Source organism: Leptospira fletcheri (genome assembly GCF_004769195.1).
GTDB classification, from domain to species: domain Bacteria; phylum Spirochaetota; class Leptospiria; order Leptospirales; family Leptospiraceae; genus Leptospira_B; species Leptospira_B fletcheri.
Window position 1 is genome coordinate 222,162 of sequence record NZ_RQET01000009.1, and the last position, 25,643, is coordinate 247,804.

At 45.5% G+C, this 25,643-nt stretch carries 37 protein-coding genes; 5 read left to right on the forward strand and 32 right to left on the reverse strand.

Annotated elements, in window-relative coordinates; translation table 11 throughout:
* Positions 1-4 precede the first annotated feature (4 nt).
* From EHO60_RS13075 to EHO60_RS13145, 15 genes are all read right to left on the reverse strand, one after another.
* Positions 5-418: a hypothetical protein gene (locus EHO60_RS13075; protein WP_135768642.1), complete on the reverse strand. Its 414-nt coding sequence runs from the start codon at positions 416-418 to the stop codon at positions 5-7.
* 35 nt (positions 419-453) lie between these two features.
* Entirely contained in the window at positions 454-2,022 is a 1,569-nt protein-coding gene (locus tag EHO60_RS13080; protein ID WP_135768643.1) for an MFS transporter, read from the reverse strand.
* Between the two features lies 1 nt (position 2,023).
* Complete coding sequence (locus EHO60_RS13085; RefSeq protein ID WP_135768644.1) at positions 2,024-2,587, reverse strand: dihydrofolate reductase family protein; 564 nt, start codon at positions 2,585-2,587, stop codon at positions 2,024-2,026.
* A 62-nt stretch (positions 2,588-2,649) separates the two neighbouring features.
* Positions 2,650-3,189: an SRPBCC family protein gene (locus EHO60_RS13090; RefSeq protein WP_135768645.1), complete on the reverse strand. Its 540-nt coding sequence runs from the start codon at positions 3,187-3,189 to the stop codon at positions 2,650-2,652.
* Between the two features lie 91 nt (positions 3,190-3,280).
* Complete coding sequence (locus tag EHO60_RS13095) at positions 3,281-3,754, reverse strand: SRPBCC family protein (RefSeq protein ID WP_135768646.1); 474 nt, start codon at positions 3,752-3,754, stop codon at positions 3,281-3,283.
* Between the two features lie 26 nt (positions 3,755-3,780).
* Positions 3,781-4,209, reverse strand: a complete 429-nt coding sequence (locus EHO60_RS13100) for a DoxX family protein (RefSeq protein ID WP_135768647.1) — start codon at positions 4,207-4,209, stop codon at positions 3,781-3,783.
* Positions 4,178-4,546 carry an ArsR/SmtB family transcription factor gene (locus EHO60_RS13105; protein WP_135768648.1) on the reverse strand — a complete coding sequence of 123 codons (369 nt, stop codon included), beginning with the start codon at positions 4,544-4,546 and terminating at the stop codon, positions 4,178-4,180. Before EHO60_RS13105 ends, EHO60_RS13100 begins: the two co-directional genes overlap by 32 nt.
* A gap of 180 nt (positions 4,547-4,726) precedes the next feature.
* The gene (locus tag EHO60_RS13110) at positions 4,727-5,176 is read right to left on the reverse strand and encodes a DoxX family protein (protein WP_135768649.1); all 450 of its coding nucleotides are present in this window, start codon (positions 5,174-5,176) and stop codon (positions 4,727-4,729) included.
* Positions 5,177-5,267: 91 nt separating this feature from the next.
* Positions 5,268-6,131: a helix-turn-helix domain-containing protein gene (locus EHO60_RS13115; RefSeq protein WP_135768650.1), complete on the reverse strand. Its 864-nt coding sequence runs from the start codon at positions 6,129-6,131 to the stop codon at positions 5,268-5,270.
* 69 nt (positions 6,132-6,200) lie between these two features.
* On the reverse strand, positions 6,201-7,112 hold the full coding sequence (locus tag EHO60_RS13120) for an AraC family transcriptional regulator (RefSeq protein ID WP_246028310.1): 912 nt from the start codon (positions 7,110-7,112) through the stop codon (positions 6,201-6,203).
* Between the two features lie 75 nt (positions 7,113-7,187).
* Entirely contained in the window at positions 7,188-7,616 is a 429-nt protein-coding gene (locus tag EHO60_RS13125) for an SRPBCC family protein (RefSeq protein WP_135768651.1), read from the reverse strand.
* Positions 7,597-8,058: a hypothetical protein gene (locus EHO60_RS13130; protein WP_135768652.1), complete on the reverse strand. Its 462-nt coding sequence runs from the start codon at positions 8,056-8,058 to the stop codon at positions 7,597-7,599. Before EHO60_RS13130 ends, EHO60_RS13125 begins: the two co-directional genes overlap by 20 nt.
* A gap of 25 nt (positions 8,059-8,083) precedes the next feature.
* The gene (locus EHO60_RS13135; protein ID WP_135768653.1) at positions 8,084-8,518 is read right to left on the reverse strand and encodes a DUF488 domain-containing protein; all 435 of its coding nucleotides are present in this window, start codon (positions 8,516-8,518) and stop codon (positions 8,084-8,086) included.
* Positions 8,515-8,931, reverse strand: a complete 417-nt coding sequence (locus tag EHO60_RS13140) for a hypothetical protein (protein ID WP_135768654.1) — start codon at positions 8,929-8,931, stop codon at positions 8,515-8,517. Before EHO60_RS13140 ends, EHO60_RS13135 begins: the two co-directional genes overlap by 4 nt.
* 13 nt (positions 8,932-8,944) lie before the next feature.
* Positions 8,945-9,802 (reverse strand): class I SAM-dependent methyltransferase, encoded by an 858-nt coding sequence (locus EHO60_RS13145; RefSeq protein WP_135768655.1) that lies wholly within the window; start codon positions 9,800-9,802, stop codon positions 8,945-8,947.
* A 165-nt stretch (positions 9,803-9,967) separates the two neighbouring features.
* On the opposite strand from EHO60_RS13145, the gene EHO60_RS13150 reads away from it, so the two are divergent.
* Positions 9,968-10,348 (forward strand): ArsR/SmtB family transcription factor, encoded by a 381-nt coding sequence (locus EHO60_RS13150; RefSeq protein ID WP_135768656.1) that lies wholly within the window; start codon positions 9,968-9,970, stop codon positions 10,346-10,348.
* Positions 10,311-10,790 carry an SRPBCC family protein gene (locus tag EHO60_RS13155; protein WP_135768657.1) on the forward strand — a complete coding sequence of 160 codons (480 nt, stop codon included), beginning with the start codon at positions 10,311-10,313 and terminating at the stop codon, positions 10,788-10,790. Before EHO60_RS13150 ends, EHO60_RS13155 begins: the two co-directional genes overlap by 38 nt.
* A 57-nt stretch (positions 10,791-10,847) precedes the next feature.
* Here EHO60_RS13155 and EHO60_RS13160 read toward each other — a convergent pair whose 3' ends face one another.
* The 3 genes from EHO60_RS13160 to EHO60_RS13170 all read right to left on the reverse strand — a co-directional run bounded on the left by EHO60_RS13160 (position 10,848) and on the right by EHO60_RS13170 (position 12,872).
* Entirely contained in the window at positions 10,848-11,483 is a 636-nt protein-coding gene (locus EHO60_RS13160; protein WP_135768658.1) for a class I SAM-dependent methyltransferase, read from the reverse strand.
* A gap of 13 nt (positions 11,484-11,496) precedes the next feature.
* Complete coding sequence (locus EHO60_RS13165; protein WP_135768659.1) at positions 11,497-12,222, reverse strand: hypothetical protein; 726 nt, start codon at positions 12,220-12,222, stop codon at positions 11,497-11,499.
* A 62-nt stretch (positions 12,223-12,284) separates the two neighbouring features.
* Positions 12,285-12,872 (reverse strand): YdeI/OmpD-associated family protein, encoded by a 588-nt coding sequence (locus EHO60_RS13170; protein ID WP_135768783.1) that lies wholly within the window; start codon positions 12,870-12,872, stop codon positions 12,285-12,287.
* A gap of 194 nt (positions 12,873-13,066) precedes the next feature.
* Here EHO60_RS13170 and EHO60_RS13175 point away from each other — a divergent pair, with 194 nt between their 5' ends.
* A complete protein-coding gene (locus EHO60_RS13175; RefSeq protein ID WP_135768660.1) occupies positions 13,067-13,492 on the forward strand; it encodes an SRPBCC family protein in 426 nt (141 codons plus the stop codon).
* A gap of 8 nt (positions 13,493-13,500) precedes the next feature.
* On the opposite strand, the gene EHO60_RS13180 is transcribed toward EHO60_RS13175, so the two are convergent.
* The 5 genes from EHO60_RS13180 to EHO60_RS13200 form a co-directional block, all read right to left on the reverse strand.
* Positions 13,501-13,959, reverse strand: coding sequence for a hypothetical protein (locus EHO60_RS13180; RefSeq protein WP_135768661.1), 459 nt, complete (start codon positions 13,957-13,959; stop codon positions 13,501-13,503).
* 228 nt (positions 13,960-14,187) lie between these two features.
* Positions 14,188-15,078, reverse strand: a complete 891-nt coding sequence (locus EHO60_RS13185; protein ID WP_246028311.1) for a hypothetical protein — start codon at positions 15,076-15,078, stop codon at positions 14,188-14,190.
* Between the two features lie 312 nt (positions 15,079-15,390).
* The gene (locus tag EHO60_RS13190) at positions 15,391-15,819 is read right to left on the reverse strand and encodes a VOC family protein (protein WP_135768662.1); all 429 of its coding nucleotides are present in this window, start codon (positions 15,817-15,819) and stop codon (positions 15,391-15,393) included.
* A gap of 864 nt (positions 15,820-16,683) precedes the next feature.
* A complete protein-coding gene (locus EHO60_RS13195) occupies positions 16,684-17,259 on the reverse strand; it encodes a hypothetical protein (protein WP_135768663.1) in 576 nt (191 codons plus the stop codon).
* Between the two features lie 166 nt (positions 17,260-17,425).
* On the reverse strand, positions 17,426-17,839 hold the full coding sequence (locus tag EHO60_RS13200; protein ID WP_135768664.1) for a GFA family protein: 414 nt from the start codon (positions 17,837-17,839) through the stop codon (positions 17,426-17,428).
* Positions 17,840-17,963: 124 nt separating this feature from the next.
* On the opposite strand from EHO60_RS13200, the gene EHO60_RS13205 reads away from it, so the two are divergent.
* A complete protein-coding gene (locus EHO60_RS13205; protein WP_135768665.1) occupies positions 17,964-18,560 on the forward strand; it encodes a dihydrofolate reductase family protein in 597 nt (198 codons plus the stop codon).
* A gap of 41 nt (positions 18,561-18,601) precedes the next feature.
* Here the strand turns inward: EHO60_RS13205 and map are convergent, their stop codons facing one another.
* The 9 genes from map to EHO60_RS13250 all read right to left on the reverse strand — a co-directional run bounded on the left by map (position 18,602) and on the right by EHO60_RS13250 (position 24,961).
* On the reverse strand, positions 18,602-19,345 hold the full coding sequence (map, locus tag EHO60_RS13210; RefSeq protein WP_135768666.1) for a type I methionyl aminopeptidase: 744 nt from the start codon (positions 19,343-19,345) through the stop codon (positions 18,602-18,604).
* A gap of 148 nt (positions 19,346-19,493) precedes the next feature.
* Positions 19,494-19,853 (reverse strand): endonuclease domain-containing protein, encoded by a 360-nt coding sequence (locus tag EHO60_RS13215; protein ID WP_135768667.1) that lies wholly within the window; start codon positions 19,851-19,853, stop codon positions 19,494-19,496.
* 302 nt (positions 19,854-20,155) lie between these two features.
* A complete protein-coding gene (locus tag EHO60_RS13220) occupies positions 20,156-20,872 on the reverse strand; it encodes a hypothetical protein (RefSeq protein WP_135768668.1) in 717 nt (238 codons plus the stop codon).
* Positions 20,873-21,059: 187 nt separating this feature from the next.
* Positions 21,060-21,479 carry a hypothetical protein gene (locus tag EHO60_RS13225; protein ID WP_135768669.1) on the reverse strand — a complete coding sequence of 140 codons (420 nt, stop codon included), beginning with the start codon at positions 21,477-21,479 and terminating at the stop codon, positions 21,060-21,062.
* 120 nt (positions 21,480-21,599) lie between these two features.
* Positions 21,600-22,205, reverse strand: coding sequence for a hypothetical protein (locus tag EHO60_RS13230; RefSeq protein ID WP_135768670.1), 606 nt, complete (start codon positions 22,203-22,205; stop codon positions 21,600-21,602).
* A 231-nt stretch (positions 22,206-22,436) separates the two neighbouring features.
* Complete coding sequence (locus tag EHO60_RS13235; protein WP_167880219.1) at positions 22,437-22,832, reverse strand: hypothetical protein; 396 nt, start codon at positions 22,830-22,832, stop codon at positions 22,437-22,439.
* Positions 22,833-22,994: 162 nt separating this feature from the next.
* Positions 22,995-23,522, reverse strand: a complete 528-nt coding sequence (locus tag EHO60_RS13240) for a DUF1493 family protein (protein ID WP_135768672.1) — start codon at positions 23,520-23,522, stop codon at positions 22,995-22,997.
* A 9-nt stretch (positions 23,523-23,531) separates the two neighbouring features.
* Complete coding sequence (locus EHO60_RS13245) at positions 23,532-23,981, reverse strand: hypothetical protein (RefSeq protein WP_135768673.1); 450 nt, start codon at positions 23,979-23,981, stop codon at positions 23,532-23,534.
* A 5-nt stretch (positions 23,982-23,986) separates the two neighbouring features.
* Entirely contained in the window at positions 23,987-24,961 is a 975-nt protein-coding gene (locus tag EHO60_RS13250; RefSeq protein ID WP_135768674.1) for an NAD(P)-dependent alcohol dehydrogenase, read from the reverse strand.
* A 390-nt stretch (positions 24,962-25,351) separates the two neighbouring features.
* Between EHO60_RS13250 and EHO60_RS17275 the strand changes: the two genes are divergently transcribed.
* A complete protein-coding gene (locus EHO60_RS17275; RefSeq protein ID WP_342776000.1) occupies positions 25,352-25,606 on the forward strand; it encodes a helix-turn-helix transcriptional regulator in 255 nt (84 codons plus the stop codon).
* Positions 25,607-25,643 lie beyond the last annotated feature (37 nt).

Consider the following 25,643-nt stretch of genomic DNA (forward strand, 5'->3'; position numbering starts at 1 on the left):
CGGATCAGTTCAGTAGGAATTTGCCGGAATAGGATTTGAATTTTTCGCGCAAAAATTCCATCCCTTCTTTTTTTTGCATCGCGAGCGGAGTAACCTTCGTTTTGATCAAATAACAATCGGGAAAGGAAGCGTACAAACCGGCCAGCTTGGAAAACTTAGTCGCGTCGTATTCCACCGCGATCCCGTTCCAACCCTGACGGAACAGAAACAGCGTATTAGACATGGTAATGCCGTCCGAAGCCGCGATGTCCACGCAGAAACGTTCTTTGATTCCGAGCGTTTCCAGATACTTACGGATAATGCTTTCTTCGTCCAGATTCGAAAACGTCGAACCGGATTTCTTTCGAATCGAGCGCAGGAGAAAGGCGGCCGCTTTGAGGAGAATCGGCGGTAGGAATTGTCTTAAGAGATTTTTCATGAGTCGGATTGACTCTTCCTACCATGCAGTTCGATTCATTCAACCATTTCCGCGGTTTCTTCCGCTCTCCGATCGCCCGAAATCTCTCCGGCTTTTTTCGGATTTTTGAGGGTGTATAAGGCCCCTGCCGCGAGTACGGTCGAGATCCCGGCGCAGATGAGGATCACGAGGCGCATAGAATCCAGAAACGCCAGACGAGCCGCCTCCGTAAGCGCAGTGCCGAACTGTTCCGGCAAATCCTTGGCGATTGCCACCGCCGCTCCCAGGGTACTTCTGGCGGCTTCGAGTGAATTCGGGTCCACGCCTTCCAAGGAAATTTCCTTCATTCGATTTCTATAAACTGCAGTCCCGATGCTGCCCAGGACGGCGATTCCCAGTACCCCGCCGAACTCCGCTCCGGTTTCCGAAATGGAAGCCGCCGCACCAGCCCTTTCCGGAGGAGCGGCGCCCACGATGATGTCCGTTCCTAGGATGACCACGCAGCAGATCCCGTTCGACAAGCATAAGGCGCCTAGAAAAATATATACGAGTCCGGAATCACCCTGGATCTGGAAGTAGAGAAAAAATCCCAAGATGCAGAGAATACAACCGCCGATCACCACGTAAAGACGTCTGATGCGTTTGACCAAAATCGGAACCGTTAAGGATCCCATTACATTTCCCACCGCTCCCGGAAGGGTCCAGAGTCCCGCCTCTAACGGAGACAATCCCAGAACCAATTGAAGATACTGTGTAACGAACAAAAAACTTCCCAATGCCACGAAGATGACCATCGTATTCGCGACCAAGGCCCCCGAAAAAGTGGGGATTTTGAAAAGTTCCAGATCCAGGAGAGGATCGGAGAGAGTCTTTTGTCTTTTTACGAAGAGATAGCCCACGAATATACCTGCGAAAATGAACGCTAACGGAATCTTCCCGAGGCCGTCTTCGGAAATTTTTTTCAGTCCGTAGATCACGGAAAGAACACCCAAAAGAGAAAGAAGCGCGCTCGTAAAATCCAGTCTGCCCGCGTTCGGATCCTTGAATTCCGGTAATAATTTCGGTCCCACTAACAGGAGAAGGATCATTACCGGCACGCTCAAAAGAAATACGGAACCCCACCAAAAATGTTCCAGCAACATTCCCCCTACCAAAGGACCGATCGCTCCTCCGATCGAAAAGCTGGTTCCCCAGATACCGATGGCAAAGGTACGTTCATTCGCGTCCAAAAACATGTTCCGTATCAGGGAAAGTGTGGAAGGCGCGAGGGTCGCGGCGGTGATCCCGAGTAGAGCTCGGGTACAGATGAGCATCTCGGCACTATTGGAAAACGCCGCGAATACGGACGCGGCTCCGAACGCGGCGGCGCCCATGAGCAATAATTTTCGTCTACCGATACGATCTCCCAGGGTTCCCATGGTGATCAAAAAGCCGGCGACCAAGAATCCGTAGATATCCACGATCCATAGCATCTGCGAACTGGAAGGCTTCAGTTCCGCCGCGAGCTGGGGAATCGCAAGATAAAGCACCGTCAGATCCATGGCGTATAATAAACAAGGTAAAGCGATCACCGCCAAGCCGATCCATTCCTTGCTACCGGCGCGCGGACTAGAGTTCGGATTCATTCTATTTATCCTTTTTCGGTCGATACAAAAGGGAAACGAGTCCCGAATCGAAACGTTTCCAATCGAAAAGTTCAAGGTGCAGTATAGACGAAAGTCCCTCAAAAAGCGGCTTCCCTTTTCCTAAAAACAGCGGATTGATCATAATCCTATACTCGTCGATCAATCCTTGTTCCGCTAAGTAAGCGCCTAGATTCGAACTGCCGAAGATCGCGATATCCTTTCCGGGCGTTTTTTTTAGAACCGAAAATTCCTCTTTTACGTTTTCACGGATCAATCTGGTATTTTTCCAATCCGCCTTCGTTAAGGTTCTAGAACAGACGATTTTATCCAAATCGTTCATTCTTTCCGCAACCAGCGGGTCCTGTTCTACGGCCAAGGAGGTAGGCCAATACCCCGCCATAAGTTCGTAGGTACGGCGACCGAACACCAGAGTGTCCACCTGATCCAGAAAGTCCATCGCATATTCGTTAAACGAATCATCCACATAGTGCCAATCGATTTCTCCATTCGATCCGGCGTAATAACCGTCCAGAGTGGTCAACATTTGAAAAACGATTTTTCTCATCTTAGTACGCCTCTCCTGTCTTTGCTTTTGGCGACCGAACGGGTGCATCGGAACATACAGGATCATTTTTCCAGAATTCGCTTGAGATTCGCCAATCCGGTTTCGAATTCCGAACCGACCAACTTGTCTACATCGCAGAACACCGACATTACTTTCGAGAAATAGTGATTGGCGCCGTACATGGTCCACGTGATTCGAGCGGTCTTTCCTTCGGAGGTGATGGTGTATTCCACGGTGTCATGAGCTTCGAAGGGTTTTACAAAATCCAATTTGAGCACGATCTTGGAAAAAGGGATCGTTTCAGTGATTTCCATCCTTCCGACTCCGGCTTCCTTGCCTTCCCACTCGTACACCGCTCCTTTTCCGGTTTCGGATCCGCTGAATTTCCTCCGCATTCCCGGGTCCTTTTCGAAAGGAGACCAGGTGGATCCTTGGCGCAGATCCGTCAGTACGGAATATACTTTTTCCGCGGAGGTTTGGATCTCGATCGACCTTTCGATACGGAATTGGTCCGGCTTGGTGGCCGCAAATCCGATCACTCCTAGTAAGAGGACTAGGACCAAGAGTCCGATTCCCTTTAAAACCGATTTTAACCGAAGCATAGTTTCTCCCTACGAATCCGAAGATTCGATTCTAAAAATATTCAGGACGATCGACGGAAACAATTCTCGTCGATCGCATTCGTCGCGTTTTTTACATCTTAGACAGATAGTCCGCAAGTTTCGTGAGAGTTTGGTTCAGACCTTCCGTCGCTCCGTACTTCTCGACTACTTCGTTGCGCGCTTCCGCAGTCTTAAAGACCGACTTCATGTAAAGTTCCGTTTTTCCATTCTTTTCCGTAAAGATTACGGTCACCTTGAATTCTCCCGGATAATCCGCTTCGCCGGTACCGTGGGTATAGACGAGTCGACTCGGTTTGACAACCTCGGTGTAATCGATCTGATTCGGATAATCCGTTCCGTCGGGACCGTGCATGATGAATTTCCAGACTCCTCCCGGTTTCACTTCCATGCTATCGATCGTATTCGTAAAACCGTTCGGCCCCCACCAATGGACGATGTGTTTCGGATTCGTCCAGGCTTCCCAAACCAATTCTCGGGGAGCATCAAAAATTCTCGTAGTAGAGATTTCCCGGTCCGCAGTACTCGATTCCAATTCTTTTTCCATGTCCGATTTCTCCTTTTGAAACGGTCTTAGTTCAGAGTGCCTGGGAGCCTTTTGCTTTCCGGTCGAAGCGCCCAGGAAGCGGCGACGAGGAGGAGCACCACAAGAGGAGTGATGATATGCCAGACTGCATTTCCCGCAAACGCGTTCGCTGCACTGGCGGCCGTGAGATTGAACAACATTCCCGCATAGGCCCATTCCTTCAAAAGAGCCAGCCTAGGAAGCAGGATTACGATTCCGCCTAACAACTTCCAAGGACCTAAGATCATCGGAAAATACGGTGGGAATCCTAGTTGTTGCATTCCGGCTGCAACCTCCGGACTTCCGCTTAAATAAATGATCCCTCCCGAGCCGAAACTCGCGGCGACAAGAACGGTGGTAACCCAATACGCGATATTCCGAATCAGGATTCTTGTCTTTGCCGGATTATGACCGGCTTCTTGTGTCGTCGTGTCCATTCTGTTGTAACTCCTTCAAATATTCTTCCAGACGATCGAATCGCTCTTCCCAAATCTTGCGATAGCGGTCGATCCAATCGGACGCTTCTTTTAAGGGACCTACTTCCAATTTTGCCGGGCGCCACTGGGCCTCCCGACCTCTCGAAATCAGTCCTGCTCTTTCCAATACTTTCAGATGTTTGGTGATCGCAGGCAGACTCATATCGAAAGGTTCCGCGAGTTCCTTCACGGAAGCCTCCCCCCCTTGGAGGGTGGATAAAATTTGCCTGCGAGTCGGGTCCGCAAGTGCGGCAAAGGTGACGCTCAACCGATCTTCCAGTATCGCAGATGAAACCATATAGTTAATTAACCAACTGGTAAAATAATAGATAGGAAGACTTTTTGTCAATGGAAAAAAGAAGAAGGCCCTGCATTTTCCTGCAAACAGGTGAGTTCGAAAGGAAATCTCGGACAAATTGGCAGAAACGGAAAGACAGCCCCGCCCGGATTTTGTCCTGGGGGGCTGTTCCAAGGTGAATCAATCAGGCAGGATTCTTTTGAATAGCACCGAGTCCAGAGCCCAAGCCCCTCCTCCGGAAAGAACGAGAAGACCCGAAATTCCGACGGCTAAAATATGATATTCGAATCCTTCTCCCGCTTGGGAACCGAACCAATTCATGAAGAATCCGTTTTGCCTTTGGTAGATCGCGGCCCCGATCATGACCAGGCCGATCCCCAAGGCCGAAATTCGGGTCCCGAAACCGAAGATCAGTCCTAAGGCACCGAAGGATTCTGCAAGAATCACCAGCACGGAAACCTGGCTCGGAATTCCCTGGGAGGAGAAGAAGTTCACTGTGGCAGAAAAGCCGTAGCCTCCGAACCATCCGAACAATTTCTGTAAGCCGTGGGGAAGCATTACCGCTCCGAGCGTGATCCTCGCAATCGTATAAGCGAAGTTCGCCTCCGTAAAAAGCAATTTTTCGATCATTCCATTCTCCTGTGAGAAGCGATTTCCCTCGCCTCCACGGAAGGAGTGTAACACGCAAGCGGAGTTTTCGTAAATGGACGGATCGATTCTTCTATTGCACTTTTCGCACTCGGTTCCGAATTTCCGCGGGAGTCAATCCGGATCGGATCTTTACGTACCGACTGAAATATGCTGAATCGGAGAATTCCAAGTCTCTAGATATTTCCGAAAGACTCAAGTCGCTGTGAATCAGGAGTCTCTTAATCTCCAACATAATTCTGTCATGAACCAGGGATTTTGCGGATTGCCCGAGGACGGATTTGCATTGTTTGTTGAGAAGAGCTGGAGAAAGACCCAAAGCTCGAGCGTAAAACGCTGTGCTTCTTTTTTGCAGAAAAAATTCGTCCAGCATCCGCTGGAATTCCGCGACTTTGGAGTCCCGAGAGGAGAAATTCGATACCTGGTCGTAATCCTTTTCCAATTGCAAAAGAATCAATTGGGAGATCGCATTTAGAGCTCTCGGATCTTCCTCGGCTTTCCAGGAAGATACCAATCTTCCGAAATCCGATCTTAAGGATTCGATATCCTTAGGTACGATTCCGGAAACCGTGGATCCGTATCGAAAGAAAGGAAAGTCTCGGAGGGAAGATCGAAAGCCGTTTTGCGCGTAAAAATCCGAGGAGACTTTCAATGCATAACCTTCGATGCGGCCGATGAAATTCCAGGAATGGACCTGCCCCGGTTTTAAAAAGAATACCGAATTTTTACGGATTTCGAACTCCGTAAAATCTATGGTATGAGTTCCCGCTCCTTGCAGAAAAAAGAAAACCGCAAAGTAATTGTGTCTATGAGAACTGGAATATTCCCGGAATGAAGGCGGGAGTTCCTCCAATTTGCCTGCGTAAAAAACGGACTCGGGAACTCTTTCTATTTCCGCGAGTGAAAAGGAAGGAATGGAAATTTCCCGCTCGACCATACAGGGTTTTTAGAATTCCGACGCGGAAACGCAAATCAAAAATCAGGTCCCGCGTCGGAGAAGACACGTTTACTTTTCTACCGGCATCCAGATTTCCAGACCGCCCTCCCCGGTAGCGGGATTGAACTCCTTTCCGTACTTTTCGAAATTCGGCGCGTTGACGGGTTTCGTACCGGACTCAGGAAACCATTTGTTCCAGATCGCGGAAATCGTGGACCGGATTCCGGCGATATGTCCTTTATGGGAAAATACCGCATAACGTTGAGTGGGCAGCTTCAAACGGACCAGGCCGCTCGGCAACGAATGGCCTTCGGCGACTTCTACAGCGCTCAAATAATCGAAGTTTCCTTCCTCGTCGAAGTTATAACAGACCCCGTAGGCATCCTCTCCGATCTGTCCGGGAATGTTTCCTAGATAAGGGGAAAATTTCTGCCATTGGTTCGGAATTCCTCCGGGGGATTGGCAATCGTAGCGTTCCAGAATGCCGACCATGATTCTGGGATTTAGAGTTTCGAATCGCGGCGGGTCGAGTGCGACGGTAATAGGTTGGGAATTCATCGTGATAGCCTCCACTAGATCGATGTTCTTCAGGTGTCCTAGGTTTCGTACCTGATCGGGAGTGGCGGAAAACTGGTCGCGGAAGGCACGGGTAAAAGCTTCATGAGATCCGTAGCCGACTTCGAGGGCTAGGTCGAGAATCGATTCCCCGGTTTCCATCAGTCGCTTTGCAGCTTCGCTTAACCGACGAGCACGAACGTATCGCATCAAAGAGACTCCCATCGCGTCCGCAAACGTTCGGGTGAGATGGAAGGGTGAAACTCCGGAAGCCTTTGCGATTTCCTCCAAGGAGATGTTCTCCCTGGAATGACTTTCCACGAACCAAAGGGCCTTCTGAACGAAATTCATGCCGTTTCTATCGATGCTTAGGAATGGAGAATACCAGACCTGCAAGCAATTCGCTTGATACTTCTTGCGATCCAAAAAGAAAAATCCGATTCATCGGAAATTTTTTCCGATTTTTAGAATTGTTACCGGAAAAAGGGAAAGGGCAATCATTCAATCGTTTACGTGAATCTTGACATCGTACGGGGCAGGATGTCCTTCTCCGCGCTCCACCCAATTTCTGAGACTCAAAAGAAAAGTGGCCCATTTCGTGCTGCAATGGTACATGAATTCCACCGGAGATTTCCATCCTGCATGGGAGAAAAGAACGAAGGTCTGCTTTTCCTTGTATACCAGTTTGAAAGTGACGGAGGTATCGATCCATTCCTCGGGACCTTCCATACATCTCCATTCCAAGAGTTTGTTCTTCACGAATTTCGTGACCTTCATCTTGGTAAAACCGAAATCCACGATTTTGCCGAGTCCCGTATTTCCCGAAGTCTCGGTCGTCCACCAATGAGACAGTCCTTGGATCGTATTGATCGCTTCGAAAACCTGATCGGGCTTGGATCGGATTCCTACTCTATGAAGTATGTCCGGCATGGGAGTCCTCCTTGTAAAACCAGGCACCGACGAAGATACCTAGGAAGGTAGAAACGAAACTTCCGACCAACTGTCCCGTAAGAATACGGTACGGGAAAATACCTAGAGTGATGAAATCGATGGACACGGAAAGCTTCGAAGCGATCCAAAGAACCAAAGCAGCGATCAAAGCAGTTTTGTGTCCGGCGCCGAAGCGGGGACGAATTCCGGCGTAAATCCAAACTCCGACGACACCCTGGAGGAAACACATCAAGGCCCAAAGCAAAAGAGAATCGGATTGGGGCAAGGGATGGATTACTCCGCTGGTTCTTTGCATCCAACCTTCGAAATCGTTTTTAAGAATGCCACCGTTTACGATGCCGGCAACAACGAAGAAAATCAGCCCTGCTAGGATTCCTCCTAGAAGCACTCTCGGGAAATTGATACTGGTCTTTGTCGTCATATCGGTCCTCCGACCCTAATCAGTTCTATAAATGAATGATGTCGATATTTCCCCAAGAGGCCTTTAGATATTCGGCCACAAAATGCCTATGGCAGTGCTCATGGGAAGGTTCGCTACAAAGCAGACAAGCGCCGTCGAAGAGATTTTTAGGAAAGAGGGTTTCCACTTTCCGTTTCTTCATCAGATTTACGAATTTCTTCTCGAAAACCTTCCAATCGCCCTTGTTCTTTTTATATTCGTCTAATATCTCCTGGGTCGGGGCCAGGTCCACGGAATGCACATAATCGATATGCGGAATCTCTCGCAGAAAGAACTGCAAATCGTCTTTTTTCGTGAAGCCGGCGAGCTGGGATACGTTGTTCAAACGGATGTCTATCACTCGCTTTAATCCGGGTTGCTTGAGCAGTTCGAAAAATTGGGATGCACTTTTTTGGGTGAATCCTAGAGTGAATAGCTTCAAGCGCTTCTCCTTGCCACAAGCCTTTCCGCGAGAACCCCCATAGGAAGATAGGCAAGCGTCAGATCCGAAACAATGAACCAAACCGGGGCAGGAAGCGTAAAGGAATTCATCACTCCGCCCAATAGAAAAAATGCGGCCACACCGAGTGCGAATTCCCTTTTGTGGCTTGCTGCGAGAAAAGAAACGGCGAGTCCGCTCGCGAACGTTCCTAAGGCATGGGCAAATAAGGGAATCATAAAATGTTTCGGTTGTAACAGATGTATGGAGGCCCTTAATCCTTCCATAGTCGTCAGATCGGCGCCGTCAGGAGGAGGAATCAGTCGACCTCCGAGAGTGATGATCCCCATATTTACGAAACTACCGAGAATGATTGCGGCGAGTATGGAGAGAATATTTCTTAATTTAGGATTCATAATGTACCTCTTATTAGACGGATGCGATTAGGAAGGCTTCGCCGCTGGAGAGTTTCAGCCCGTCGCTTCTCCCGACAAAATATTTCCGGGTAAGATCTTCCGCAGATACGTACTGCACTTGGGAGAAACCCGCTTTGCGGGCAAGGTCCAGAATATCCGGCGGACGAAAAAAGCTTAGAAAAGGAGTTCCTGCGGCACTCGCCGCCTTATAAACGGCCTCATGTTGGGGACGTTCTTCCGAATCGATCAGGTCCAAAGGAAGAATAAAGGTCATCGCGAGAGTGGAGCCCGGAGCAAGGGAAGCGATCTGACGTAACATCGCAAAGATCGCCTCTTGGGTAAGATACATGGTAACTCCTGTGGAGGCGACGACTGCCGGCCGACTTTGATCGAAACCGGCCTTCTCCAAAAGATTCCACCAAGATTCCCCCGCCTCGAAATCTACGGGAACGAAATGAAGCCAATCCGGAATGCCGAAACCCAGATCGACCAATCTTTGTTTTTTCCAAGCTTGAGGACCCGGCTGGTCCACTTCAAAAATCCGAAGTTGGGATGTGATCGACGGACGACGCTGGGCAAACGTATCCAAACCGGCACCTAAGATCACATACTGGTTTACTCCACGATCGCAATTTTCCAGAACTAGGTCTTCGATAAAACGAGCTCTCGCTACGATCGATGCCCGATAAGGTGCGGTCCCCGCCGGATGCATGTCCGGACGTTGGCGCCAACCTTCGTCCGGAGCCGTCAATTTCAAACCTATCTCGTCCTCCAACAAATGAGGAGGAGAATCTATCTGAACGTGCATGGCCCGCCACAAAGCCACACGCACTGCGGAGCTTTCGGGCCCGATCACTTTCTTATCTTGCATAGTTTTCTCTCGTATTAGGACTGCACCTTTTCTCGTTTTCCGTCAATTCCTTTCTTATAGGCCCGGGCAAGCCGGTCTATGTGTAGAAAAAATTTCCGAACATTTATTCAACTAAAAGGTTTAATACTTGACAGGATTCTATTCCGGAATCATTTATTTAACTAGATGGTTGAATTAAGGAAAAACGAGCAGAAACTGGATAGCGTGTTCGCGGCGTTAGCGGACAGCTCGAGAAGACAGATGCTTGCGAGATTGCGGAAACAGCCTCTCTCGATTTCCGAACTCGCGCAGCCTTTTTCCATGTCCTTTGCGGGAGTCGCAAAACATATAGATGTGCTGACTGCAGCCGGCCTTGTGCGCAAGGTGCGGGATCCTGAAGACGGGAGAAGTTACCGATTGGAATTGCAAAACCAAACCCTTTCCGAGGCGTCGGACTGGCTCGCTTACCATCAGCAATTCTGGAGCAATAAACTCGATAGACTCGAAACTTTTATAGAGGAGCAAGATCATGACCAAAGAGGTCCTAAAAGTAGAAAAAAAAATTAATGCGGAACCGGCTAGACTGTTTCGCGCTTGGTTGAAGCCGGACGAACTTGCGCGATGGTTCTTATGCTGTAACGAGATGGGCGTAGGGATAGGATCGGTCAGCATGGATCCGCGTCCCGGAGGGAAATTCCAAATCGATATGACTCTCGACGGAAAGGTTTTACCGCATACGGGAGAATACAAGGTGATCGAAGAACCGACCAGGTTGGTCTTTACTTGGAGATCGCATATGACGGGAGACCAGGATACTCTCGTTACCGTTACGTTTGCCGCCTTACCGGAAATCACGGTGGAGAGCGAAGGGAAGACGATTCGAAAACCCCAGACCCTCGTAACCTTGACTCACGAACTCCTCCCGACGAAAGAGCTTATCGAAGCCCACCATCGCGGTTGGACGAACATCATTGACGGCTTAGAGCATTGGCACGTGGGTAAAGAATAAACCGGCGGAAAACGCTAAAGATCGATCGACTCAATGGAAGGACTTCTGCGCGGACCGTCAAAGGCCGCGCGGTTTTCTTCCCGCAAAGCGGATCACGGAACCTTTTCCGTTGTGGAACAAACCCTCGTTCAGTTCGATCTCCTTTTCCACTAGTTCCAAACTTTCATAATTCGGAAAATCCTCTTGTAGTTCCCGGATCGAGAACAAGGATTCTATATCTTTCGGACCGCCTACTCTCTCGTCCTTCATTACATAATCGATATGTTTTTTGCTGAATGCCTCGAAGATTACGATTCCGTTCGGACGCAGGAATGTACCGAGGGTCCTATGGTAGGAAGATTTGATGTTCGCGGGAAAATGGGCATAGATCAGGGCGATCGCGTCGAATCGTTCCGGTTCGTATTCCGATGGATGCAACTCGGAAAGGACTCGGTAGTCGATTTGAACACCGTTGTCCTCCGCCAATTTGAGGGCTTTCTTCTTCCCTTCGATACTGATATCGAAGGCGGAGACCTTCCATCCTAGTTTAGCGGCGAAAACCGCGTTGCGCCCTTCTCCCTCCGCCGGGAAAAGAATGCTTCCGGGAGACAACCCTTCCAATCGTTCTTTCAGATATTCGTTCGGCTTCGTACCGAAAGCGAATTCCTCTTTCGCATATCTTTCATTCCAGCGATTCGTCCAAGGATCGTTCATATGTTCTCCTTTTTTAGACTTTCTTCATCTTCTTCAAGTCTTCGTTTTTGATTTCCACTGCGAACCTATCGAAATAAGGCAATACGGAATGAGTGTACGTATATCCGAACGACCAGCTAGCGTCATAGTTGCTTCTGTAAACGACGATCGGACCTACAAACGGACCGTAATCTTCACTCGGTCGATATACTACGTCCCGAGTCGCAGGTACAAAATCGCTGGACCGGGGGAAGCCATTCTCAATTTTGATCGGACAGAATCTAGTATCCGAGATTTCGACGGAAACATCCGGACCGACTCGACGGAAATCTTCGGAACTTAGACCGAATACGGTAAGCGCAACGTCCATGGCGCCGCAGAACTTACCGGCGGGAAGAAGTAACTTCGCAGAACCGCTATTATATTCCATCTGGATTTCCCGATTTTCCTCTGTGCTAAAAGCACTCATCGTGAAATACGGGTCTTGAACGATTTCCGTTCCGAAGGGAATTCCGGATTTCGTATAAGCGACAAGAGCGTCCGTAGGAAAATTGTAATATGCATACGCGTCATTGGAAAACGGAAAATTATGCGCAGAATCGAAACTCACAAGAGACAGTTTAGAACCGACCTTTTTATTCAAAGAATCCAAGAATTCATAGATGAAAGGCCATTGGATGCTCGTATCAAGGTTGATGAAACCGATTCCGGGCGCCGTTTTCCTCGGCTCTTTAACGAGTTCAAAGGAAATGTCTTTCAAGAATCGTCTCTCCGATCGGAGGTTTTCGCATTCCGTTTCGAACTGGGAATGCGGGAAAAGAGTTAGTCATCCAATCCTTTTCCACTAAGAATGCGAGGCGTACATTTTTCAATCCTAGATTCCCGGGTTTTGGATTGCTTTGCGGCGGAAAAATGGAGAATGTAAGCCCTTTGCCGTCCCGGAGTCAACGCATCAAAAGCGGCTTTCAAGGCGGAATTCTCATCCAATTTACTTAAAAATTCCTCAGGAATCGCATACTCTGCCGTCTTTTTAAAACTTACTTTCAAACCGGATTTTTCCACTTCGATCGCTTCCCGAACGTACGCTTTGATAACGGTTTTCATCTTCGTAATTTGTTGGGTATTCGTGAACCGGATCTGGCGTGCGGATTGTACGTTTTCCGTTTGTTGGATTAGAATTTTCTTGGGATCCTTTAGCAAAGCGCCCTTAAAAAAGAGAAGCGCGCAATACTCCTTAAATCCATGGATTAACACTAGATTGCTTTTCTCCAGAGTATAACAAGGCTGACCCCATTTGAATTCTTCGATCAAACCGCAATCGAGAAGGATCATTCTGAATGTTTCGAATTCTTCCCGCCATTGCTTCGCTTTCCTTAGATATTGATCGACTTTGGGATTCGTTTTACTCATCTCACTGTACATACGCTGCAACTTTTGAAAATCTGTAACCTCTTTTCTTGTTCCGAAGTCGGTATGCGATGGCATATCATCTTACGTTCCCGATCGTCCGCTAAAAAAATTCCTCCTCGGAGAAATTCTGCTTTTTCGATTTTCCCCAGAAAAGTTATTTTTGGAATACAAAACGGAATGTTAAGGAAAGACAAATGACTGCATTCAATACTTCCAGAGAGATCCAAGCAAGTGTAGAGCAGATTTTCGCAGCGATGAGCGACCCGAAACGCTTGTCTCAGTGGTGGGGGCCGAAGGGCTTCACAAATACTTTCGAAATTTGCGAATTTCAGAATGGAGGGCGGTGGGTTTTTACGATGCACGGGCCGGACGGCACGGATTATGCGAACGAAAACGTTTTTGTCGAAATCGAACCCGAAAGGAAAGTAGTGATCCGGCATGTCGGAGAGCCGAAGTACCAATTGACCATCACGTTAACGCCTTCCTCGACGGGAACCTTCCTGTCTTGGTCTCAAAAATTCGAAAATCCGGAAGTCGCAAGCCGATTGGAACCTATCGTCGTGCCTGCAAACGAGCAAAACCTAGATCGTCTTGTTGCGGAAGTTTTGCAGCGGAAATAGAAGAGAACTCAGCGAAACCAACCGAATCCATCGGAGACAAGTTTGTACAAGGCCCAAAGGAATAGGACGGTCATGAACACTAGTTCGCGCCAAGCATTCCCGGGTTGCGCTTGGATCGAGTAAGACATGAGCTTGAGAGCCGTGATCGGAGGTTTCGGTGATTGTTCCGGCGGAATCGTTTTAGAAAAACGATGAAAGTACACCTGGATCAAGGTCATACCGACGAGTAGACCGGTAGTAAAGCTGAGGTATTCGACACCGGTCAAGGCGAGCAGAACGAGAAACACGATCATCAGAATCAGGATCACATTATCGAAAATCCGAATGATCTTTCCGTTCCCTTTTTCATACACCATTTCCAGTCCTTCCTGCTTCTTTTTATCGGAGCGATAAAAGAACTCAAAGAACTTCAGAAGGGAGAAGAGAATATAAACGAATAGCAAGATCTTGAGAACAAGAGCCGACATGAATTTTCTCCTAGCGATTTCCGGACTTGAAAGAAGACTTTAAAACGGGTATCAAGATTTGCCAAGCAAAAGTTGAAACCTATAGCAGTCGTCTCTGTCCTGAATTTTTACCCGTTATTTCTAAACGGTAATCTTTAATCTAGCATAGTTCTATTTCGGTCGAACTGAATTTCATAACGGCATTGTCCATCAGACCCTTCATGCAACGACTGTCACTGCCGATTGTGATCAGCCACGAACAGTTACTTCTATCCGCTTTCGACACAATTGCTTAAACGTTTCAAATCTATCCTTATCATGAAAAAGCTCATAGTCGAACATAGGAATCACTATGTAAGAGTAGTTTGAAAAGGATTTATAGTTAATGGCTTGGCTGATAGCTTTCGTTATCGAATCTATCGTATTTGATGCCTTTAACTCGAAAGTATAAATCGCTAAATTGTCGAAATTGATATCCGACAGGATTTTGTAACCCACAAAGTCGTAATTCTGGAGTTTCCCGCCTCCGCGGTCATATTGCGAGTGCCTTATCTCTATCGAGAGCCACTTCTCCAACTTTTCTTTGATTAAATTGCCTAGGCCGACTTCATCTTGTTTTCCGTCGGCTCCGTAATAGACAAACTCATTCTTTGTTTTATAGAAATAGTTCCCCTTACCTCGCTTAAATTTGTAAGTACTATTATTAGACACGAAATCCTTGAATCCGTCGCGAACGGCGGATAAATGGAAAATACCCGGATCATTCTGCAAATATCTCATCATATTCGGAAGTATTGTCGAAAGAGCTTCAGACAATTCCCCCTCGGTTACTGTATCGAATATTTTCCGGGCTAACAAATTCCCTATTGCATTCGGCAAGTAAATCTTCGTAAGTTTCATGGAGCCGCCCTGCCCTTGCGAAGGTTCCCATTCAAAACCGAGCTTAGATAAATAGGATACCAAATCCACTTTGAAAGATTGCCAGCTTTCGCTTTTCTTTCCGATCAAAACCTGCATCAAATTCTCTTTGTTCGCGCAGGCAACGTATTCTTTCATAGAAATTTGATAATCATACTTATCCGAATCCAGCTCAATCAAAGCTAAGAATATATGATCTATCTCTTTTAAAGAAAGTCTCATATTCATCTCTCAAGGCGTCATAGGTCTCATGATAACTAATAGTAATGGCAAGTACAAGCAAAAGCCGAGAGCCATCACTCCCTCCTCCTGCTAGATTTATATGAAAGGGTTTGTGAAAACGGAATGTTTCCGAAATTGTCCTTGTCGGAATTTAGACCGAATTAGGCACGGAAGCCAACGCGAGAGCTGTGAGTGAACTAGGAAACGTATGCGTACACAATGAAAGGTGTTCTTCCTTCATTTAGTGAATTCGGCTCAGCATGAAATCAACGGTTCCCCGATTGTTCTGCGATCCTTAGAGTGAAAGCGCTGTCAACGGGGCTCCCACAGCTCGATCTTGTTTCCTTCCACATCCATAATATGAATAAACTTTCCGTAGTCGTAGCTCGCAATGTCATCCAGTATGGTTACGCCGTTCTCTTTGAGTTTGTTTACAAGTCCTTCGATGTTCTGCACTCGGTAGTTAATCATAAAATCCTTTTTGGATGGGGAAAAATATTCGTCCCCCTTTTTGAAAGGACTCCATTGAAGGGAGTCTATCTCGTCGGGATTGTTCAAATTCCTGGATTCGAAGCTCACAGAACCCCAAGCATTGATCTCAAGCCCTAGATTTTTCGAATACCATTCTTTCGTTTCCTTTGGATTGTCGGAAAAGAAGAAAATGCCACCGATCCCAACTACCTTCGGTGTTGTGTTAACGGGTAAACTCGAACTCTCATTTTGATTTTTTGCATCTTCCATTTTGCATGCCTTTTGAATGATTGAATACCAGCTTGTAAGACGTGTTACAAGCGAAATTATTTTCAATCATGAATGATTGGTGGGAAAATGGTAGTTTTTACTTAACGGATGTCCTGCATTTATTCTTTAAATCACGATCATTTATATAACTACAATGGCTTGGATCTCTCTCAACCTGCGCTTTGCACATGTTCTTCGAATCATGATTGTTGATGTAACTGCAATGACTTGAATTTCTTTCAGCCTGCGCTCTACACATGTTCTTTAGGTCATGATCATTTATATAGCTACAATAACTCGAATGATTTCCGACCTGAGCCCTGCATTGATTCTTCAAATCATGATTATTGATATAGCTACAGTGGCTTGCATTGCTCTCCGCCTGTGCTCTGCACATATTCTTCAAGTCATGATCATTTATATAACTGCAATGACTTGAATTTCCTTCAGCCTGCGCTTTGCATATGTTCTTCAGATCATGATCATTTATATAAGAGCAGTAGCTCGAATTTTGCGCCTGCATGCTGATCGACGGAATCAAAATAAGAAGGTAAATCGTAAAAAGTGAGAAGTTTTTACTAAAAATTGCAGGAATCCTTTTTTGAATGAAATATTTCATATCCGTAGTCATGGCCGATTCGGGACCCTCCTAGATTTTATTTTTCGAAATGAATCACTTGAGCTCATTGCTAAAGCCAAGGGACGTTTTTTCTGTTTGGCAATTCGTAGGGCTGACATGCAATTCCCCTGTTATGTAAAGGGAAACAAAACGAAATCTCTGGAAGACCGAACGAGAGATTGCGGACATTCTAAAACGTGGCTCCAGGGCTGATAACTAGATTCAGTTTTTGAAACCGAAAGAGATCACTTTTCTGAAGCAATCAATTTCATACATTTGGAAACTTGTTCTGTAACCTGTTTTGAAAGATTTCTCTTCCTACATTTTAGCTTTTTCCATTTTCCAGTTTTATCCGCAGCAAACCAGTTATGACCGCACTTTATACACGTAATCTTAATTCTAGCTCTACCCGCTCCGAGCAAAATTCCGAATATCCCTATTATACTGAAAGATACAATCGCAATTATACCGAGAAGCACACCCCCAATTGCACCAAAAAGCAAAGCTCCGAATATACTGAAAAAAATAGCGCTCACTATGACGAAAGATACGACTCCGAATACCTGCTGAAAGATGTTAAATTTCTCTTTATTTTCCAGCAACTGATCAGATCCGCATTTCGAACATTTGGTTACAGTTTGAATATTCTCTCTGTAGATGATATTCACTAGGCCGTAAAGAATCCCTTTCTCGTACACGATATCTTCGATTTCAGATAAAGGAATTTCAATATTCGTATGTGCTGGTTCCTTACAGATTAAATAATTTTCATTTACTGTAATTTTTATCTGCCCAAATCCATAACTAAATTCTCTCTCCATTGAAAAAGCCCCTATATCCTACCCTTACCTTTTGCAACCGTAATCCAAGTTGCGTATTTACGAATCGTGTGTAAATAAATAATATAAAATAATTATATAAATAGTACTCTACCGATCCTGTTTCAACGAAATTGAAGATCATTCTTTGCTCAGCGAGCAACTTCTATCACGGAGGCATCTTCTCGAATTTCGGCAGTGAAGGATCGAGATGGTCCCAAATATAACCGCGCATTACATAATGCACTGCCTGCGGTTTATATCGAGTCGGATCATCGAGGCTTGTTGCGTGTATCGTAAATAATTCCGGCATTGCAGCGAAAGTCATGTACACCGGCGAGCCACATTTTGCGCAAAAACTACCGGTTTTAACATTCCCGCTATCGCCAACCATGTCAAAGTGTGAGGCTTCTCCATTCAGTCTTACGGTGGCTCGAGACGGAAACGTAATATACGATCCATGCCCTGTGCCGCTCATTCTTTGGCAGTCCCGACATTGACAATCATTCATAAATATCGGTTCATCAGAAATGTTGTAGCGAATTGCACCGCAGGCGCAGCCGCCAGAATAGGGATCACTCATCTTTGTTCTCCAGTAGTCGTCATGTTGGGCGTTAGAAACTGGAACACCAGTCTTTTAATGCCATTGACTTACATAAACTTTTATTCCAGAATCGAGTTGAGAGATATTTTATGAGGGCTCGGCTATGAGGAAAATTATCGTACTCGAATTCGTCACTCTGGATGGAGTCATACAAGCCTGCGGCGGACCACAGGAAGATACGAGTGGAGGTTTCGCCTATGGGGGATGGCAAGTTCCCTATTCGGACGACGTTATCGAAACAGCTATGAGAAAACAGATGAGCATACCGTTCGATCTGTTGTTAGGTCGTAAAACTTTTGAAATTTGGGCCCCCTACTGGCCACTGCATGCGGACAAATGGCCAGGTGTCATGTCAGCGACCAAGTACGTAGTCTCGAATAGTATGTCCTCTCATGAATGGCAGCCCTCCGTATTTTTGGGCGGAGACATTGTGGAAAAAGTCACCAAACTCAAGCAGCAAGAAGGGCCGAATTTACACGTTTACGGAAGTGCAAATCTTGTTCAGACGCTTCTGAAGAATGATTTGGTCGATGAGTTCTGGTTAAAGATCTATCCGCTGACATTAGGTAGCGGAAAACGATTGTTTGTCGACGGCACAATTCCGGCCGCATTCAAGATGACGGAAAGCCAAGTTTCTCCGAGCGGCATTATCATTGCGAATTACGAACGTGCAGGAGAGATTCAAACCGGAAGTTATTGAATCTTCTGGTGTGTCGGATAGTTCTACAAAGTGGCCCGCCCTTAAGCCGTCAGCAATATTGGCTCCTGTTCCGTTATGATGATTGTATGTTCAAATTGAGCAACATAGGATTGATCAGGAGTTTTTAAGGTCCATCCGTCATTTGATTCGATAGCAAGTTTCGCACCAGTGGAAATAAAGGTTTCTACAGCAAGTACCATCCCTTTAGATAAAAGTCTTAGATCTCTCGGATCCCTATAATTGACAATATTTACAGGTTCTTCATGCAAACGCCTACCAGTTCCATGACCGGTAAGATTCCGAATCACTTGGTAACCCTGTTTCTTTGCCTCGGTTTCGATGGTACTTCCGATTTTATTGATTCTATTCCCTGAACGTAGTGAGTGAATCGTTTGGAGTAAAATAGTATGCGAGGCATCGCAAAGGTTTACAAGATTCTGACGAGCTGGAGAAAGACAGATAGAATACCCCGCATCCGCAAAATAACCGCCAAGCTCGAGAGAAACGTCGACATTTAACAAATCGCCTTCCCGCAAAACACGAGGACCTGGAATTCCATGGGCCACTTCATGATTTACGCTAATACATGTGGCGCCGGGAAAATTATACGTAATTTCAGGAGCAGAACGCGCACCGAAGGATTCAAAGTAACTTCGAGCAATTTTGTCGAGCGACTTCGTAGTTATTCCGGGAGACGCATTTGCAATCATCAGCTTTATGGTATCGGCAACGATCCGGCCAACCTTCCGTAGACCGATCACGTCTTTTTCCGATTCAATTGACATAGCTACCTCGATTTAGTTTTCTATTTTGAGTTTGTTTCATGATCATGATTGAGGATGTTTCGCACGTGTGCAAGTATTTGGAGTGGGACCAATCCTATAAAGCAGAGGTGGTTAGATGATTGCGGAATGCTTTGCTTGTCTCAATTATCTAAAAAAGACTCTTAAACCAATTACTAAGGCTCGATTCGTTTTCTAACTGATTGACAGATTCATTCAGAAAATCCACTATATAGTCTGCTGTTTCGTCAAGATTTCCCTTTGTTATCAGAGAATTTGGGATCCGTAATGTTAAATAACCTTTTTTGAAAGAATAGTAAGTCCTTTTAAGATCCGCCAAAGCTTGCCTTTTATCGAAGTTATGATGACCACCGTCCACTTCAATATTTACCATTGCCGCCGGTATCGCGATATCTATGTGTTTGAACCCGTCAAATAGCTCTAACTTCGCAGGAACCCCCCTTCCCCTCAATGCATTATATAAAGCCTTAGCCTCGGGAGTGGATTCCAAAGTGCTTCCTTTCCTTTTTGATGACGAGGACTGACAATTTCTGCAAAGTGGACGTCCAATTTTGTCCATAGAAAATTGATAAGCTTCTAATGATATATTTATTTTACACGCATTGCAATAGTAGTGCATTTTCTTATCCCATAATCAATCTTCAATAAGCTATTCAAATTTACCATTTTCGCCTAATGACCCGTCCTTGCCCCGCAGTGAGTGAAGAAGCAAAATGTACCGAAGGACAAGCGATAGTTCGAAGAGTCTCAAGGTGCCGGTCCAGGGCCGATCGTTAAGCAGAATCCATCTTGTTATTTCAGAAATTCTCCGAAAAATCGGTTCTTGAAAAAAGTAAGTATTATTCCAGAAAGAATAAATCCAGAACAACTACTAACAAGCCATAGATAATATTTATTTAATGCTTTATATCTCCTTGTTTCGAAAGAAACGATAGTTTTCAAAAATTTTCCAATATAATAATAAAACCCTAAAGCGAAGGTAAAAAAACCCGGGCCGGAAGCTTCTAAATATTTTCCATTTATTACGTCTGATAAAGAAACAATTCCCAATAAAAGAGCGAATATTCCAGCGACCGACCCGATCTGATTCCAAGGATGATAAATTCGATTAATAGTAGAATAATTTCTAAGTATAAGATCAATTCCTTCAATGATCGAGATTGCGCGCTCACGAACATTGTCAGATTCAAAATCTAATGTCACCGAACCCCCCTCTTCCATATCAAATAGTATAGATAATTCAAAAGTTTTCTGTGCATCTTTTAATTCTATTAATAGAGAAGAGATCGAATCGGGCAACAGCTTGTCTTTATACTTCTTAAAAGAATCGAGTTGTTCTGAACCATACTTATCTGTAAGTTCGATAGAATATTGCTTTGATTTCTTAGATTTAAACCTCCCAGGAATTAGCTCAGGGATTGTTTCTAAAATAAATGCTTCCAACTTTGACAGAAGATCTATATCAATATGGACAGAGCGAAGGGGCTTTTCAGTATAAAATCTAGACATATTTTTGTGATAAATAAAATTTAAAAGTGACTACGCCTAACGACCAAGGCTTGACGACGTTTCATGATTTGGCATGATATTTGCCGTTGCAAGGCGAGTGGCTAAAAACAATCTCGAAGAGAAGTGTCAGAGCCGACACGCTTGCCTTCATTTTATTAGTTTATTTTCAAAGAAAAGCTTTCAATCATTAGCGTGTGTGAAATTTCATATGCGCAACCGGAATGAGAGCAAATGTGATCTGGCCCAATAATCCGATTCGACCATGGACTGTCCGAAAACCTGCGAAGTATGATTCAGGTGTCTGGCCAAAGGCAAAGACCGAAAGTGAGAACTCAGTTATGAAAAGCAGGACCAATGAGAATGCGCCTGAAAAAAGAAGGACTTGCCAAGCTCGAAAAATGGCAAAGCGACGAATGAGATAACCGCAGAAGAGCCAGGACATTGAGAGGATTACCGGTAATTCGATGAGAACCGCAATGGTTGCCCCGATTTTGGGCGCGAGAACAAGCGTTCTGACGGTTCCGAGCAGGAAACCAAGAGTGAAGATTCCCAGAAAGTAGAAGAAGGAGAATTTCAGCGGGTACAAAAAAGAACGGTCTGCGGTCATACGAATATTTGTGATTCCTGTACATGCCGTATAACCGAACAGCGTAACCGAAGTTCCCCCTCAGCCAGAACTTATCCAAGGTCGGTAGGTTTATAAGCAGCTAGGCGAAGATTTTGTGGGTTAGTTTGAAACTTTGTAAACGTTTAGGGCTTGGCCGAAATCCGTGCCTGCAGTAATATTTAGAGCTCCGCCGCTACTCTGGTATGCTTGGAGTTGTAAAATATCACCAGCGGCTAGTTTTAGATAGCAACTAGCTGACACGCCCGTGTTTGAAGACGGAGCAGCTGCAACTAGAGTGGACGCTCTGGCGCCGCCATTGATCATTATGTTGGCTTTCCTTTCTCCTGTTGCGTTGGGATCAAAGTTGAGCTGGCCTAATATGAAGTAAGTTCCAGCGCTCGGTATAGTCAGTCGGTCCTGAGCCGAAGAACTATAAAAGTTTCCAGTATCAAATTCGACCGAATTGAAAGTCGAATAGGAGTAACCGTTTGGCATTGCTACGGTATTGCTCTGAATGACTCGCGCGCCGACGCTCGCAAAGGAGGCACGAGATCCATCCAGCAAGGCCAAAAGCTGGGCTGTTTCGGCCTGTTGTTTCGCACTATGGGCTTCGGCAGTGATCCCAATAGATTTGGTCACGTTTGTACATTCAGTCAAGTGAACCAGTAGGAAAAGACCCAAGGCAACCAAGACAATGTGGCGGTGAATATGTGGAAGCACTATCATCGTGTTTTTACCTCACAATTGAAAAAAGTTGGATAATAAAAGTAGGAGCGCTTGCATTGAACGCCGCCAACAGGTCTTGACAAGCTTTCGTGATGATTCTATTAGGTCGCAGTTCTTATCACTGCTGGTCCGAAAGGGGAATTTCTCGTTTACTAGACCGGGTAGACGATCACTTGAGGTCGCGAATGCGGCTCTGAGACAATACGCCATCGCGCAATTTAAAGAAGCATTTTAATCTTCCCTTGGAGCTTCTAAAGAGGAAAGCGTTTGCGAAGACGGACCTTTCCATTTAGAGGTAATCTTGCGAAGGTACATATGGTAGAAGAATAGCGTAAGAGGAAATGAGATCGGTACGGCGAAAACGAAGTAGACCATCAATGAGGCCCCATATTCGTCCGAACCTAAGATCAAAATGGCTGCCCAGACCACGAACAAATGGACCAAGAACATGACGATCATTACAGGGAGCGTCTCTGCGAGTGCGAGCAAAACAAAATGCCCAATCCTGGCATTCGATAAAAGGCGCCAGGATAAGATGAGAACGAAGGTCATCAGAACAAGTAGAACGAGAAGCTCTGCTTTTAGGGAAACCATGAGTTGATAGGCCCAGACGGTAAATGCGAGCATGCCAACGAAACCAAGACTGATTCTGGAAAGGATCATGGATCGATTGTGATGCTTTGTAGAAGATAACGTCAAGGCTTTAGGATGTTTTGCGCGGACTTGGCGAAGTGCGGAAAGGCAAACGAGCCTAAAGCGTAGCGTCGGAAGCGATCGTTAGGCAAGCAGTCATTTTCTCGTATTAAACTTTCTTTCAAATCGAATCCGAAAATCATTTTGCCAAGATTTCAACTCATCTTCAATCGGAATTGACAGTAATTTGAATTCAGTCCATTTCCCCCAAAACCCAGCCAGCACCAAATCGCTAATTTTGAAATCTCTTTTGGTATTCCCAACAATCGGTTCTATAAATTGTTCAACATTTTTGGAACTACCGAATAATTTTAGAACGAGCTTAATGAATATGAAAACGATCAAAAAGGGGAAACAGATTAATATTTTGAATAGTCGCAGAGATGAGGATCCTTCATTATTAAAATAATGTGAAAAATCGAATGAAGACCAATCAATTTTTATATACCTATCGATATCATTCAATAGATCATCGAAGTCATCACCATCTAATCCAAGTTTATTGTTCAGCGACATTTCCAGATTTAGCCGTTCAATACGTTCTCCCCTATTCCGGGCGATACACAAATACACTCGTTTAGCTACTTTTAGGAATCGTTCCCTTTCCTCTTCATTATAGTTCATAGATATTATTTAGGCGATGTCACTCTTGTCAATGCCCTTCGAACAGATAAGATTTCGCAAGCGGATCATTGAAGGCGAAATGATGAAACAAACGGTAACTAGTAGAATCGGCGCGTACAATCTCTGTTCTATATCTGCATCACCGTATGATAAATCGCAAATATGCGCGCCTAAGATAGTCGTCAACCAAAACAATGGAACCACTTTGAACGTATAAACGGCAAGTGTCACAAGGTGAACTAACCCAAATAAAGAAAGCCAGGAAGGCAGAAAATACAATTGCACAACGAGCGGGAAAGCCATAAACAAAATAGCGATGGAAAGCAAGCTCGAAACGGCATAGCCGTCTGCGGCACCCATAGTGCACGTATCGGCTTCAGATAGAAATGGTAAAAGCGGAAGCAGCAGCGTAACGATTAAGCCGATGACACCGAGAATATAGCGAAGAATAATGATCATAGTCATCATTCCTGGGTTATGATTACTTTTCCGACGGCATGACCTTGTTCGAGGTAGCGTATGGCATCAGGAACTTCACTTAATGGATAGCTTCTATCGATTACGGATTTGATCTGTTTGGACGAAAGCAACTCCGCCAGAAAGAGCAAATCTTTTTGGTTTGGTTTTGACGAGACGGCAACCGTTTTCCGACCTCCCACCATTGAAAGGAATGGTCCAAGGAGAAGGGCCTGGAAGAGCTGGCCGGCATTACCCCCAACCATAGCGTATCTCCCGTGGGATTTTAATACACGACGATAATCGAAGATGGAACGAAATCCGTTCACTGCGAGAACCAGATCATATTTTTGTCCATTTTGTGCGAAATCTTGAACAGAGTAATCGATTACATGATGCGCTCCGAGGGAGCGAGCTATTTCCATCTTCTTACTGCTACAAACGGCGGTGACTTCCACTCCAAAATAATTGGCTAGTTGAACAGCGAATGTCCCTACACCGCCGGAGGCACCGTGAATGAGGACCTTTTGACCTCGTTGCAGCTTGCCGGCATCACGTAATGCATGCAAGGCGGTAAGACCGGCCAGAGGCACAGCTGCCGCCTCCTGGAAAGAGACGTTCGACGGCTTCAATACTATTTCGTGCTCCTTAGCGCACTTATATTCCGCAAAACCGCCGAAACCGCTTGCAAAAACATCCCCGAACACCTCATCCCCTACGCGAAACTGAGTGACTCCGAGACCAACAGCTTCAACACTCCCCGCGATATCGGCACCCAACGTCGGGAATTTGCTTGGGCGAAAGAGCCCTGCATGGAAACGGACCAAAAAGGGATCTGCTCTCATCATACGCCAGTCAGCCGCATTGACAGAGGCCGCGCGAACTCTAATCAAGACCTCTCCTTCCCCTGGAAAAGGTTTTTCGACTTCTTTCAGGCGAAGGACATCCGATGAACCATATTCACAATACACGATAGCTTTCATTCTTGTTATCTTACTCTTGTTGTTCCAATGGAAATAGGTGAAGCCAATCCTCTCAGATGCGACAAAGCTGGTAGTTAGGCTTAGCCGCTTTTCTTATTGAAATCAAATTTCAAAAATCTTGTCTCTCAAGAATGTAAAGAATGTTCCAAAGATCAGAAGGCTAATATTTCCGCTGACAAAGCAAAGAAAATTCATTCAGGACCAATTGCTCTTACATATTTTCCACTGATTATTTCACTAATACAAGAAATGCCGAAAAAGAAAGCTCCAAATCCAATGATCGCACAATAAATTCTGAGAGGTGGAATATCCGATTTTAAGTCTCAAAGTATTGTCCGAGAATGGCCTAAATCGGAGATCATAAGGAGAATTTCTGATGAAGAGAAAAACATTCTCCGCAATCAGCTAAAAGTAGTGAGAATTGAAGCGAATCTTACTCAAGCTCAAGTGGGCAAAATGATCAAAAGGAGTAGAAGTCAAGTTTCCAAAATAGAATCCGGTAAATGCAGATTATATATGGATGAATTCTTAAAGTTTATGAAGATTTATAAGAAGTCTCCTTTCTTCTTTTACTCCGTATTTACTACAAATGAAGTCATTAAATCTCCGAGGAGAGCCCGAGTAAAATCTGCGAAGCAGTTTTAACGAGGGTTGGGTTGTTGAATACGATCCAAGTGAGTAT